Source organism: Pantoea rodasii, assembly GCF_002095465.1.
Lineage (GTDB): Bacteria > Pseudomonadota > Gammaproteobacteria > Enterobacterales > Enterobacteriaceae > Pantoea > Pantoea rodasii.
The window spans coordinates 76,434-89,418 of the sequence record NZ_MLFP01000004.1 but is presented as its reverse complement, the minus strand read 5'-3'; the positions used below and the strand labels follow the sequence as shown (position 1 = coordinate 89,418).

At 52.4% G+C, this 12,985-nt stretch carries 11 protein-coding genes and 2 pseudogenes; 3 read left to right on the top strand and 10 right to left on the bottom strand.

The annotated features are described in order from the left end of the window. Nucleotides 1-264 precede the first annotated feature (264 nt). A complete protein-coding gene (locus tag HA45_RS06915; protein ID WP_100704290.1) occupies nucleotides 265-1,329 on the top strand; it encodes an NAD(P)-dependent alcohol dehydrogenase in 1,065 nt (354 codons plus the stop codon). Here HA45_RS06915 and HA45_RS06910 read toward each other — a convergent pair whose 3' ends face one another. The 5 genes and pseudogenes from HA45_RS06910 to dnaB form a co-directional block, all read right to left on the bottom strand. Then, on the bottom strand, nucleotides 1,330-1,686 hold the full coding sequence (locus tag HA45_RS06910; RefSeq protein WP_100704289.1) for an MmcQ/YjbR family DNA-binding protein: 357 nt from the start codon (nucleotides 1,684-1,686) through the stop codon (nucleotides 1,330-1,332). 191 nt (nucleotides 1,687-1,877) lie between these two features. Then, nucleotides 1,878-3,071 carry an amino acid aminotransferase gene (locus HA45_RS06905; protein ID WP_100704678.1) on the bottom strand — a complete coding sequence of 398 codons (1,194 nt, stop codon included), beginning with the start codon at nucleotides 3,069-3,071 and terminating at the stop codon, nucleotides 1,878-1,880. A gap of 48 nt (nucleotides 3,072-3,119) precedes the next feature. Continuing rightward, nucleotides 3,120-3,733: pseudogene (locus tag HA45_RS06900) on the bottom strand (YitT family protein). Nucleotides 3,734-3,962: 229 nt separating this feature from the next. Continuing rightward, entirely contained in the window at nucleotides 3,963-4,454 is a 492-nt protein-coding gene (locus HA45_RS06895) for an Lrp/AsnC family transcriptional regulator (RefSeq protein WP_100704287.1), read from the bottom strand. A gap of 128 nt (nucleotides 4,455-4,582) precedes the next feature. Further along, complete coding sequence (dnaB, locus tag HA45_RS06890) at nucleotides 4,583-5,989, bottom strand: replicative DNA helicase (RefSeq protein WP_100704286.1); 1,407 nt, start codon at nucleotides 5,987-5,989, stop codon at nucleotides 4,583-4,585. Nucleotides 5,990-6,062: 73 nt separating this feature from the next. Here dnaB and HA45_RS06885 point away from each other — a divergent pair, with 73 nt between their 5' ends. Further along, nucleotides 6,063-7,046 (top strand): quinone oxidoreductase, encoded by a 984-nt coding sequence (locus tag HA45_RS06885; protein WP_100704285.1) that lies wholly within the window; start codon nucleotides 6,063-6,065, stop codon nucleotides 7,044-7,046. A gap of 183 nt (nucleotides 7,047-7,229) precedes the next feature. Here HA45_RS06885 and pspG read toward each other — a convergent pair whose 3' ends face one another. The 3 genes from pspG to HA45_RS06870 all read right to left on the bottom strand — a co-directional run bounded on the left by pspG (nucleotide 7,230) and on the right by HA45_RS06870 (nucleotide 10,165). Beyond that, nucleotides 7,230-7,496, bottom strand: a complete 267-nt coding sequence (gene pspG / locus HA45_RS06880; protein ID WP_100704284.1) for an envelope stress response protein PspG — start codon at nucleotides 7,494-7,496, stop codon at nucleotides 7,230-7,232. 327 nt (nucleotides 7,497-7,823) lie between these two features. Further along, on the bottom strand, nucleotides 7,824-8,819 hold the full coding sequence (gene dusA / locus HA45_RS06875) for a tRNA dihydrouridine(20/20a) synthase DusA (RefSeq protein ID WP_100704677.1): 996 nt from the start codon (nucleotides 8,817-8,819) through the stop codon (nucleotides 7,824-7,826). Nucleotides 8,820-8,914: 95 nt separating this feature from the next. Then, nucleotides 8,915-10,165, bottom strand: a complete 1,251-nt coding sequence (locus HA45_RS06870; RefSeq protein ID WP_100704283.1) for a conjugal transfer protein TraF — start codon at nucleotides 10,163-10,165, stop codon at nucleotides 8,915-8,917. A 452-nt stretch (nucleotides 10,166-10,617) separates the two neighbouring features. Between HA45_RS06870 and zur the strand changes: the two are divergent. Next, a pseudogene (gene zur / locus HA45_RS06865) lies at nucleotides 10,618-11,138 on the top strand (zinc uptake transcriptional repressor Zur). A 67-nt stretch (nucleotides 11,139-11,205) separates the two neighbouring features. Here zur and HA45_RS06860 read toward each other — a convergent pair. Continuing rightward, nucleotides 11,206-11,418, bottom strand: a complete 213-nt coding sequence (locus HA45_RS06860) for a CsbD family protein (protein WP_100704281.1) — start codon at nucleotides 11,416-11,418, stop codon at nucleotides 11,206-11,208. Nucleotides 11,419-11,581: 163 nt separating this feature from the next. Then, nucleotides 11,582-12,904, bottom strand: a complete 1,323-nt coding sequence (gene dinF / locus HA45_RS06855; protein ID WP_100704280.1) for an MATE family efflux transporter DinF — start codon at nucleotides 12,902-12,904, stop codon at nucleotides 11,582-11,584. Between the last annotated feature and the right edge of the window lie 81 nt (nucleotides 12,905-12,985).

Here is a 12,985-nt window from a genome sequence, read left to right as displayed (position 1 = left end):
TTCTCGTTTTTGGAGTGCATAGCGCCGCACGCTACAGTTTAGCGGCCTAATATTGCAGTCAGTCAAGCCGGATACTTCGCTGCCAGATTCCGCAGCAAAATGCAGAAACAGGCAAGAATCAGACAACTTCAGGCATATACGCATCTCCTTCCGCTGACTATTCTTACACAGTTCCTTTTTGGCGTAGCTCAATGCGCCTTTGTCCCTTCAGCTTACTGAACGGGATCCCGCAAAACACTCACGACACACCCGATTGGAGACACCATGAATATTACGCATGCCTATGCCGCACAGGACGCGAAAACTAAACTCGCCCCGTTCGACTATAAGCCGCGCGAGCTGCGCGCTCATGATGTGCAGATTGAAGTGTTGTACTGTGGCGTTTGCCACTCCGACCTGCACCAGGCGCGCAACGAATGGAAAAACACCATTTTCCCAGTGGTACCAGGCCATGAAATCGTTGGTCGCGTCACCGCTGTTGGCGCTCACACCCATAAATACGCAGTGGGCGATTTAGTGGGCGTGGGTTGCATGGTTGATTCTTGCCGCAGCTGTCCGAGCTGCCAGGAAGGACTGGAGCAGTATTGCGAGAATGGCTTCGTGGGCACCTATAACGGTGAAGATCGCGAAACCGGCGCCATCACCTATGGCGGCTACTCCACTAACATGGTCGTTGATGAAAGCTTCGTGCTGCGTGTTCCAGAGAACCTTGAACTGGCCGGCGTTGCCCCGCTGCTGTGTGCCGGTATCACCACTTATTCACCACTGCGCCATTGGAACGTCGGCCCAGGTAAAAAAGTGGGCATCGTTGGTTTGGGCGGACTCGGTCATATGGGCGTGAAAATCGCTCATGCGATGGGTGCGCATGTGGTGTTGTTTACCACTTCGCCTTCAAAGATTGAAGACGGCAAGCGTCTGGGTGCGGATGAAGTGGTGATTTCAAAAGATGCGGATCAGATGGCTCAGCACGCCAACAGCTTCGATTTCATCCTCAACACCGTTGCGGCACAGCACGACCTCAATCCGTTTATTGTCCTGCTGAAACGCGATGGCAATATGACGTTAGTGGGCGCGCCAGAGCACGATCACCCGGCTCCACAGGTGTTTAACTTGATCTTCAAACGTCGCAGCATTGCCGGTTCACTGATCGGTGGCATCGCTGAGACGCAGGAGATGCTGGATTTCTGTGGCAAGCACGGTATCACTTCCGATATCGAATTGATCGCCATAAACCAGATTAACGAAGCCTACGAACGTATGCTGAAAAGCGACGTGAAATACCGCTTCGTGATTGATATCAATACCCTGCGAGAAGAGTCAGCGGCTTAACTAGCGCGCATCTTCATCATGGCTGACGCCCGCCGCGCGCGTGGCGTCAGCCTGTTGCCAGGACGCCTCTACCAGATAATAGATTTGCGAATCCTTCAGCGATCCATCCAGCCACAGCGTACTCCAGTGCGACTTGTTCAAGTGCTCGCTGGGAAACACATCGCTGTGCTCTTCACGTAGCAGTTCCGCCAGTGCGGGCGAGGTTTTTAAAGACAGCGCCGGACGCCCTTCCACATCGTGCACCATAGCGAACAGTACGCCTTCGCTTTTAACCTGCGTTGCATCCCATTCATTTTTATAGCTTTGCTCCGCACCTGATTTACTCATGCAGTAGGTGAGGAGATCCGAAATATTCATGCTGTGTTCCTCTTGATTGATGGGCAGTTGAATCAGCGCGAGTACGCCAGTCCGTTGCCTTAATCCTTAAGTCATGACACCGTTTAAGTGTGCAGCATGTCGCCAAAAGGTAAAGGAAATGCCAGCAGATTGCGGATATAAAAAAACCGCCGGCCCGAAGGCCTGGCGGTTTTCTCGTGCTGCGAAATACGTTACATCACGGCAGCAAAGGCTTCAGCAACCTGATTCACGTTACGGCTGTTGAGGCCCGCCACGCACATACGGCCGCTGGCGATCAGATATACACCGAACTCATCACGCAGGCGATCAACCTGCTGCGCGCTCAAACCGGTGTAGCTAAACATACCGCGCTGTTTCAGCAGGTAATCGAAGTTCTTGCCTGGCAGCTTGGTGCTCAATACGTTGACCAGCGATTGGCGCATTTCGATGATGCGCAGACGCATCGCTTCCACTTCGGCCAGCCAGTTGTTTAACAGCGCTTCATCGTTCAGTACGCAAGAAACCACCTGCGCACCAAAGTTTGGCGGGCTGGAGTAGTTGCGACGTACGGTGGCTTTCAGCTGACCCAGCACGCGTGCAGATTCTTCTGCGCTCTCGCACACGATGGACAGGCCACCAACGCGCTCGCCATACAGCGAGAAGATTTTCGAGAACGAGTTGCTGACCAGAGCCGGCAGGCCAGCGGCGGCAATGGCGCGAATCGCGTAAGCATCCTGCTCCATGCCCGCACCAAAGCCCTGATAAGCGATATCGAGGAACGGAATCAGCTCCTGCGCTTTCAGTACTTCGGTGGTTTCATCCCACTGTGCGTTCGTCAGATCCGCGCCCGTTGGGTTGTGGCAGCACGGATGCAGCAGCACGATAGATTGCTTTGGCAACGTTTTCAGCTTGGCAATAAACGCATCAAACTTCACGCCGTTAGTTTCTTCGTCGTACCACGGATAAGTCTGTGCGTCGAAACCGGCACCGTTGAAAATCGCGATGTGGTTTTCCCAGGTCGGATCGCTCACCCAGACGTTGGAATGCGGGAAGTAACGCTTGAGGAAATCCGCACCCACTTTCAGTGCACCGGATCCACCCAGTGTCTGAATGGAAGCGATACGACCGGCTTTCAGCATTGGGTGTTCTTTACCAAACAGCAGTGGCGCAATCGCGTTACGGTATGGGCCCAGGCCTTCCATCGGCAGATAGAGCGACGCCTGATGCGGTTGCGCCTGCAGGCGTTCTTCTGCGGCAGCCACCGCTTGCAACTGAGGAATAATGCCCGCCTCGTTGTAATAGAGGCCGATGCTCAGATTCACTTTATTGTCACGTGGGTCCTGTTTGAAGGTTTCCATCAGCGACAGAATTGGATCGCCAGCATAAGCATCAACGTTTTGAAACACGGTGCAGATCTCCATGATTGATCATAAGTAGTCGGTAAAGAGGCGTCATCAAACCATATAGCGGCCAGGACGGTGATTCATCGCGATGATGAGATTGAGGATCACCGCGCCCGCGATTGAGGCCAAAAGTATCGGCAGCGACACCACGAACAGCGATGCCAATACCACACAGGTATCCACCGCCATTTGCAGCTTGCCGGCACGCAGACCCATGCGGTCTTGCATCCAAAGCGCCAGAATGTTGATACCGCCGAGGCTGGCTTTGTGACGGAATAACACTATAAACCCAATCCCCATCACCACGTTACCGAACAATGTCGCATAAAAAGGATTTAGCGCAGAAAAATGGATGAACATCGGATGCAGATGGGTAAACAGTGAGACTAAACCCACCGCACAGAAGGTTTAATGGTGAATTCCCAACCCATACGGCGGACCGCCAGCCAGTAAAACGGCAGGTTGATCAGGAAGAAAGCGCTACCAAAGGAGAGGTGCGTCAAATAACTGATTAAGAACGCAATACCCGCGGTACTGCCGGTCAGTGCGCCCGCTTGTTTGAGCATCATCACGCCGAATGAGACCATTAAGGTGCCGAGCACAATCGCCAGCGCATCTTCAATGCGGGAATGAGGAATTTTGGTAGGTTGAACGACGTTATCCATGGAGTTATCTCGCTGCAAATGATGCGCTTCAAATGCAAAAAACGCACCACATTGGCAACGTCTTGTCGCCACCAATGGGGTGCCAGCGATTATCCAATTGATATCTAAGGCGCTTTTATTGCTGGTTTTTGTGCATCAACCCAATGCTTCACAGTTGATTCATGCACAAATCTATTATCTGGTGCGCGTTTTTGCATTAACAGGGCGTTAATTGCACCAGATTAGCACATCATGCACTTTTTTGGCGCGTTTTGTGCTCAGGGATAATCATTAAACCGTTCTCTTTCAAACGGCTTAATACCACAGAGGTTTTCACATGGGCCACGCTTTGATGGCCCGCCACTAACTGGCTAATTAAGGCGCTCAGCGAGGCTAAATCAGACACCGCCACTTTCAGAAGATAATCGGCATCTCCGGTGGTTTTAAAGGCATCAACAATCGCGTCTTGTTCTGCCACCATGCGATGGAAACTCTCTTCATAATCTGGCGTGTGATTCTTTAAACGCACTTCAATCAAGCCCACCATCCCGAGACCGACCGCATCCGGCGAGAGCCGTGCGTGATAGCCAAGAATGAGGTTTGCCTGTTCAAGATTGATGCGGCGGCGTGAACATTGAGACGCCGAAAGACCGACTAAATCACTGAGTTCCTGATTGGTAAGGCGGCCGTTAGATTGTAATAGTGTCAATATCTTAAGGTCGTAATCGTCTACCTGAGTCATTCCGTTTCCACAGCGTTATAGGGTGCGCTTTGCTACAGATAACCTGATTAAAGCCGGGGTTGTCCAACACTATTTTCTGATGACGTGAAATGCATGCACAAATCGTGCATGCATCTGCAAGGAAGGGATTATTCGTCGTCGTAAGACGGGCCAGCGTAGTTATCGAAGCGCGACCATTGGCCGTTAAAGGTTAAACGTACGGTGCCGATTGGGCCGTTACGCTGCTTACCGAGAATGATCTCGGCGATCCCTTTGAGATCGCTGTTTTCGTGGTAGACCTCGTCGCGATAGATGAACATGATCAAGTCAGCATCCTGCTCGATCGAGCCCGATTCACGCAGATCCGAGTTCACCGGACGTTTATCGGCACGCTGCTCCAAAGAGCGGTTGAGCTGCGACAGCGCCACCACCGGTACATTAAGCTCTTTCGCCAGCGCCTTAAGCGAGCGCGAGATCTCTGCGATCTCCAGCGTACGGTTGTCCGACAGCGCCGGCACGCGCATCAATTGCAGATAGTCGATCATGATCATGCTTAAGCCGCCATTTTCACGAAACACGCGGCGTGCGCGGGAACGTACTTCCGTTGGCGTCAGTCCGGAAGAGTCATCGATGAACATGTTCTTCTTCTCAAGCAAGATGCCCATGGTGGCAGAAATGCGCGCCCAGTCTTCATCTTCCAACTGACCGGTACGAATGCGCGTCTGGTCCACGCGGGACAATGACGCCAGCATACGCATCATCAGCTGTTCGCTGGGCATCTCCAGACTGAAAATCAGCACCGGTTTTTCTTGCAGCATCGCGGCGTTTTCGCACAAGTTCATGGCGAAAGTGGTTTTACCCATCGACGGACGCGCCGCCACGATGATCAAATCCGAACCCTGCAACCCAGCGGTCTTTTTGTTGAGATCCTGATAGCCGGTATCGACACCGGTAACGCCATCGTGCGGAGTGGATACCAATGCCTCAATGCGCGAGACCGTGGCTTCCAGAATTTGCTCAATATTCTGTGGGCCTTCTGCTTTATTGGCGCGCTGTTCAGCAATTTTGAATACGTTGGATTCCGCGAAATCGAGCAAGTCTTCGCTGCTGCGGCCTTGCGGGTCATAACCGGCGTCGGCGATTTGGTTCGCCACCGAGATCATTTGGCGCACCACGGCACGTTCACGCACGATATCCGCATAAGCACCGATATTCGCCGCACTTGGCGTGTTTTTCGCCAATTCGGCCAGATACGCAAAGCCCCCCGCCATTTCCAGCTCGCCCAGTGTTTCCAGCGATTCGGACAGCGTAATCAGGTCTATTGGCTGGCCCTGTTCCAGCAAACGCTGCATTTCCGAGAAGATCATGCGGTGCGAACGGTTGAAGAAATCATCCGCCACCACGCGCTCGGAGACGTTATCCCAGCGTTCGTTATCCAGCATCAACCCACCGAGCACCGACTGCTCCGCTTCAATAGAATGCGGCGGCATTTTTATGCCTTCCAGCTGCCGATCGCGGGGTTCGTTGGATTTGTTGGTGGGTTTATTTCCTGCCATAGTGAATGCATTACCGATCGTGAAGGGGACGCGCAAGTATACCGTCCCAGGATGAACAATCACAGGAGTCAGAATGGCAAAGCGAATTCAGTTCAACCAACACGGTGGCCCGGAGGTTCTGCAATGGGCCGATTTTGAGCCCGCCGATCCTGCCGAACATGAAGTGCAGGTCGAGAACAAGGCGATTGGCATTAACTATATCGATACCTACGTGCGTAGCGGGCTCTATCCGGTTGCCGCTTTCCCGTCCGGACTTGGCACAGAAGCGGCCGGCGTGGTGAAGCGCGTTGGCTCAGGCGTAAGCCAATTTAAGCCAGGCGACCGGGTGGTCTATGGTCAGGCCGCGTTGGGCGCCTACAGCGAAGTGCACAATGTGCCAGAAGATCGGCTGGTGATTTTGCCGGAAAGCATCAGCTTTGAACAAGGTGCAGCCTCGTTCCTGAAAGGCTTAACCGTGCAGTACCTGCTGCGCCAGACCTATAAAGTGAAAGCAGACGAGATTTTCCTGTTCCATGCCGCGGCGGGCGGCGTAGGGTTGATTGCCTGCCAGTGGGCTAAAGCGTTGGGCGCGCATCTGATTGGAACTGTGGGTTCCGCGGAAAAAGGGCAAATCGCGAAAGATGCTGGGGCATGGGCGACGATTAACTATCGTGAAGAGAATATCGCCCAACGCGTAAGTGAATTGACTAACGGCGAGAAAGTCGCCGTGGTATATGACTCGGTGGGCAAAGATACCTGGGAGCCATCACTGGATAGCCTGCGTCGTCATGGCTTAATGGTGAGTTTTGGTAATGCGTCAGGGCCCGTGACCGGCGTCGACCTCAGCATTTTAAACAAGAAAGGCTCGCTGTTTGTCACACGCCCTTCTCTGTTTGGCTATATCACCAATCGCGAAGAACTTGATAGCGCCAGCAACGAGTTGTTCTCACTGATTGCCAGCCGTGCGATTCAATTGAAAGTGCCGGAGGCGCAGAAGTTTGCGCTGAGCGATGCGGTTCGAGCGCACCAGGTATTGGAGAGTCGTGCCACTCAGGGTTCCAGTTTACTGATTCCCTAAATAGTAAGGGCTTCCCGAAGGAAGCCCTTTTTCTTTCTTTTTTATAGTTCGCGCTGGTGTAGGGTCAGCGGCGATGAATTCGTTTGAATTACTTTACGCATCCTGACAGAAAACATAAGTAAAAAATATGTTTAATTGCAGATTAGTACTAAGCAATTATTCACTCTGTGATCGCCTCCGCATTTACCGCCAGCCGCGCTTCTCTAACTTACTGATTTTTCTTTTCAGTCTGTTCAATTTCGCTTCACCGCTCGGGGTGGAAAATGCACGATACAACCATACCGCAACCACCGCCAACACCAACCACGGCAACAATTTAATAACAATTGCGAGCAGACCGCCAAGGAACATCAATACGGTGGCAACAATCAATGCCGCGATGACCCCCAGCAAGGAAACACCGGTCAGTAGCAGCATGAGAAAAAAGCCGAGAACAAATAAAATTTCCACGAGGGCTCTCCTGTGTAAGTAACACAGAGTGCATTACAAGATGCGTGCCAATCTGGATTAATGGCTAATATGTTGAAAATTAACCAATTGTTTAAGAGGATGCATTTCAGTGGTGATGAAATTCACTAATAGTTGGCGCGTTTTAAACCGCATTAACGATCTTCTCAAAAAGGCAGAAATGGTCAGCCCGATTAGCAAAGCGTCCGCGCTGGGCGCGTCAGATCGGCATGGATATGTTTTTCATTTGCGACCGGGCTGGCCCTTTCTGGCCGAGCCCCTTGCCATCCAGCGATGAAACTAACAACCCGTATCAACCTAAAGGAGAAATTACGCTTCCTGAGGAATCTTATCCGCCACCAGTGCCAGCGCGGCTTCCAGCACACGTACATCGGCTCCCGGCTTATGGGCATTTTCACTCAAATAGCGACGCCACTGGCGCGCACCGGGGATTCCCTGGAACAGGCCCAGCATATGACGCGTAACGTGACCGAGATAAGTGCCTTTGCTCAGCTCCGCTTCAATATAAGGATACATCGCACGCACCACCGCGACCGGATCGACTAACGGCGTATCACGGCCAAACAACTCACGATCCACCTGCGCCAGAATGCCAGGGTTTTGATAGGCTTCGCGGCCCATCATCACGCCATCCATATGCTGCAAATGCACTTTCGCTTCTTCCAGCGTCTTGATGCCACCGTTGATGGCCATGTTTAGCGCAGGGAAATCACGCTTCAACTGGTAAACGCGGGGATAATCAAGCGGCGGAATTTCGCGATTCTCTTTCGGGCTTAAACCGGAAAGCCAGGCCTTGCGCGCATGGATAATAAAGGTGTCGCAGTTGCCCTTATCCGCCACGGTGCCAAGAAAATCACACAGAAAAGCGTAGCTGTCCTGCTCGTCAATGCCGATACGGGTTTTCACCGTCACCGGAATGCTCACCACATCGCGCATCGCTTTAATACAATCGGCTACCAGCGCCGCGTCAGCCATCAGACAGGCGCCAAAGCGACCGTTCTGCACGCGATCGGATGGGCAACCCACGTTGAGGTTGATCTCATCATAACCGCGCTCTTCTGCCAGTTTTGCACACTGCGCCAGCGCTGCAGGATCGCTGCCACCTAACTGCAGTGCCAGCGGATGCTCCGCCTCGCTGTAGGCCAGGTAATCACCTTTGCCGTGAATAATGGCACCCGTGGTCACCATTTCGGTGTACAGCAGCGTATCGCCGCTTAATTTACGGTGAAAATAGCGACAGTGGCGGTCGGTCCAATCCAGCATCGGGGCGATGGAGAAACGTTGCGAAGAGAAATTATCGGTCATGAAGCGCAGTGAATCCGGAGTTAGTTGAGTGACGAGAAACTGCGCAATCATATCACAGCAACAACGGGCGACACAGCCGCCCGTTGTGGTGAGTTTTAGAAGTTAAATCCGAGCTGCAGCATGCCGCCCACGGTATTGTCATCACCCACTGAGCCGGCAAGATCCAAATGCACCGTGTTGTTAAACGGTGAAACGCCCAGACCCGCCGTGAAGACGTTGGTATCGTTGGATTTCATATCAGCACGATAACCGGCGCGCAGCGCTAACCAATCCAGCACACGATACTCCGCACCCACGCCTGCATACTGGCTGCTCTCTTCTGATTTGAAGCGCTTGGTTTGCGTCAAATCAACATCGCCAGCCACCGTGAACGGACCGTAGTTCCACGCCAAACCTGAAGTCACCAGCGGACGGATTTGATAAGTATCGCGATAGCCTTCCACCGTTTTGGTATCAAGGTCGCGCGAAATCAGGTTTTGCCCGGTCACACCCAGGGTCCAGTGCTCGCCGAAGTCAGTGGCAACGCCCGCATCGATGTTAAAGCCAGTATCGGAACTACGATATTGGCTGTTGTTGATATTACTTTTATCGAAGTTATAAATGCTGGCGGTGTAGTTATAGAGCCAGGTTTTCTGCAGTTTAGGCGTGACGCCGACAGAGACCGCGTGACCCGCCACGTCAAACTCATGCGCGAATGCCACACCATAGTCAGTGACTAACGCCGCCAGACCATGGCCACTCGAACTCAATTTGTCCTGGTCGCCTGGCAGGGGGATTACAGTGCCGTTCGCCACACCGCGCAGATAGGTAATGTCGCTGTCCACGACATTAGCCTGCACACTGGCCGTGCCGTAGGCTTTGGTAATAAAGGCAAAAGGCAGCGTTTCATTGGGAACCGTCACAGCAAAAGCGACACCCGCCGTGCCGTGCGCCTTATCACCCTTCAGGTCATCCAGCTGATTGGCCATATCGCCCGCAGCAGACTTTAACTCCGGGTAGCCTCTTAGATAATCAGCGAATGTCAGATTATCGATCACCTCTTTGTAGCGATCGACACTGTCAGTGATGTCATCAACCTTGTTAATTAATTTGTCTTTATCCGTAACCTGAACACCTGCTGAAGGGAAAATGATGCTGACGCCATCTTCAGGTTTGGCTTTGGTCATCAGTGCTGGGTTGGCCAGCACGGCAGAACTCCAGGTTGAGGAGGCAACACCCGTGCCACCCATCGCATCGTTACGCGCGTCGTACCATGTACCTGCTGCCAGAGCTGAAGAAGAAAGAAATACTGCATTCAAACCAACAAGATAAGCTACTTTTTTGTGCCTGAATAATGTCTTCACCATGAGCCTGCCATCACCTTTGAAATGTCGCTGAATTACTCAGAAACGAAACAGTTTAGTTAGCCGCTATTCTGAACCCTGGCTAACGCATCATTGCTGTGAATTAAAAGGAAATAGCGCTGCTATTCACAGAATTGGATGCACATGCACCATTCTGCTGTTTAGTTATGCAGAAAAATGAACAATGCCTAAATTGATGCCAGAAATTACTTAAGACCTTTTGAACCTTAGCCGCTAACCCGGTGAGTTGCAAAGCAAAAAAAGAGTGATAATTACGCTATATAACTGATCTAAAGAGAGGTCTGAATCGCGAGGAGGAAACGTGCCACTACGAAGAGTTAAGTTAATTTATTGATTAACGAGATTTTCCTGAACATTATCCGGGTAAAAAGCAATCACAGCAGGGTAAAAGTTTGTGTGATAAAATAACATCGCCTGCAACCTGGAGATTACCTATGTCAAACCTCACGCCCGAACAGCTGCTCACTCAGGCAGAATCACTTTGCCTTGACCGCGGCGTGCGCCTGACCACTCAACGCGCCGAAGTGCTGCGTCTGATGGCCGAGCAGAATGGTTCGATTAGCGCTTACGATCTGCTGGATCAATTGCGCGTGAGTGAGCCGCAGGCAAAACCGCCCACCATTTATCGCGCGCTGGATTTTCTGCTGGAACAGGGTTTTATTCATCGTGTTGAATCGAACAACAGTTACGTGGTTTGCCACCATTTCGATGAGCCCGCGCACACGTCAGTGATGCTGGTGTGTGACGGTTGTGCGGCAGTGAGTGAGAAACACGCTCATGGTGTGGAAAAATCATTGCGGGATTAGCCGATCAGGCAGGGTTTTCACTGCGTCACACGGTGATTGAAGCGCATGGCTTATGTGTGAACTGTACTGAGGTAGCGGCATGTAATCAGCATGATAACTGCGATCACGATCATGAAGTTGAGACAAAAAAGAGGGTGCGAAAAGGTTGAGTGGCACTTCCTTGTGCCGTGCCGACGGGTGATCGGCGGGTAGGAGCATCTTCCGTAATAGGGTTACTTACCAGCGGTGATCGGTATTGTGGCTTTCCCAATCTTTTACTTCGCTTTCGGCCTGATCTTTCGCGTAGCCGTAACGTTCCTGGATTTTACCGACAAGCTGATCGCGTTTACCTTCGATAACGGTCATGTCGTCATCCGTCAGCTTGCCCCACTTCTCTTTCATTTTCCCTTTGAACTGCTTCCAGTTACCGCTCGCTTCGTCTTTGTTCATAATAATCCTCCACGTCATCCTGAGTGAGATGTGATGTTTACCTACAAAAAGCCGGAAACACCCACACAACGCGCTACTCATTTGCGCCGTTTGAGATAATTATAGTAGTGGATTGGCATAGCGCAAAAAATACAGATTAATCTGTAGGTTACGCTTCGCTTATTCAGGCGTTGAACCAGCTGTCGTTGCGCCAGTGGCGACGCCATACCCACCACAGCGTCACTCCGCGCAAGCCGAGGAACACGGTAACTGCCAGCCATAAGCCATGATTGCCGAGCCATGGCAGAGCAAGTAGCGCCAGGCCATAACCCACTGCCGCCATCACCATGCTGTTACGCATCTCCCGGCCACGCGTAGCGCCAATAAACATGCCGTCCAGCAGATAACACCAGACGCCTACCAACGGAAGAATCGCTTGCCATATTAAGTAGCGATCGGCCATGTCTCGCAGTGGCTCCAGCGACGTCAGTAACGCAACGATCTGCGGTCCGGTGAAGGTATAGATCACCGCAAACATCAGCGCAACGATACCCGCTTGCCGACAGGCAGCGTGCCAAATCAGCAATAAGCGACTGCGATCTTTCGCACCCACCGCTTCTCCTGAACAGGCTTCGACAGCATAGGCAAAGCCATCCAGCGCGTAAGCCGTAAAGGTGAGGAACATCTGCAGCACCGCGTTAACCGCCACCACATCCGGTCCCAGACGTGCCCCGATAATGGTGAGTGACGCAAAGCAAATTTGCACCATTAATGAACGCAGCATAATGTCGCGATTCAGGCGAAACAGTCGTGCCGCATCACCACGCCAGCTCTGCTTTAGCAGGTTAAAAGAGATACCGCGCATCTTAAGCACGCGTACCACCATCCACAAACCCACGCCCAGCGTGACGTACTCCGCCAATGCCGTCGCCGCTGCGGCACCCGCCACACCCCAGTGCCATTTCAGTACGAACAGCAGATCGAGCAGAATGTTCACCAGGTTACCAACAATCAGCAGCACCATCGGTGCACGTGCGTACTGCACGCCGAGCAACCAGCCGAGAATCACTAAATTCGCTAACGTTGCCGGTGCGCTCAGCCAGCGGATGTTGATAAATATCTGCGCCTGCTGCTGCACTTCAGGGCTGCCGCCCATCAACGTTGCCGCCACATGGCTCACCGGCGTGCGCAGCAGGACGAATAGCACGCCCGCCACCAGCGCAATCAGCAAAGGTTGTGTCAATGCGCGCGCCAATGCGGTTTTATCATTCGCGCCAAAGGCCTGAGCGGTTAATCCGGTGGTACTCATGCGCAGAAATAGCAGCAGCATAAAGATGAAGCTGGTCGCGGTGGTGCCGACGGCAACCCCACCAAGATAAATAGGGCTATCAAGATGGCCAATCACCGCCGTATCGACGACACCGAGTAAAGGGACGGTAATATTAGAGAGGATCATCGGCAGCGCCAGCCGCCACAATGCTTTATCTGAAGAGGAAAACAGCCGCATCCGCCCGTTCCGTTGTTGCGAAGATCTGCCTGATAACACGTACAGGCAGAATGAAGCCCGATGCGCGCATCATAACATCAG

Bases quoted from the DNA above. Each gene is read 5' to 3' on its own strand.
- HA45_RS06915 (WP_100704290.1), top strand. From the start codon at position 265: ATGAATATTACGCATGCCTATGCCGCACAGGACGCGAAAACTAAACTC.
- HA45_RS06910 (WP_100704289.1), bottom strand. From the start codon at position 1,686: ATGAATATTTCGGATCTCCTCACCTACTGCATGAGTAAATCAGGTGCG.
- HA45_RS06895 (WP_100704287.1), bottom strand. From the start codon at position 4,454: ATGACTCAGGTAGACGATTACGACCTTAAGATATTGACACTATTACAA.
- dnaB (WP_100704286.1), bottom strand. From the start codon at position 5,989: ATGGCAGGAAATAAACCCACCAACAAATCCAACGAACCCCGCGATCGG.
- HA45_RS06885 (WP_100704285.1), top strand. From the start codon at position 6,063: ATGGCAAAGCGAATTCAGTTCAACCAACACGGTGGCCCGGAGGTTCTG.
- dusA (WP_100704677.1), bottom strand. From the start codon at position 8,819: ATGACCGATAATTTCTCTTCGCAACGTTTCTCCATCGCCCCGATGCTG.
- HA45_RS06870 (WP_100704283.1), bottom strand. From the start codon at position 10,165: ATGGTGAAGACATTATTCAGGCACAAAAAAGTAGCTTATCTTGTTGGT.
- HA45_RS06860 (WP_100704281.1), bottom strand. From the start codon at position 11,418: ATGAACAAAGACGAAGCGAGCGGTAACTGGAAGCAGTTCAAAGGGAAA.
- dinF (WP_100704280.1), bottom strand. From the start codon at position 12,904: ATGCGGCTGTTTTCCTCTTCAGATAAAGCATTGTGGCGGCTGGCGCTG.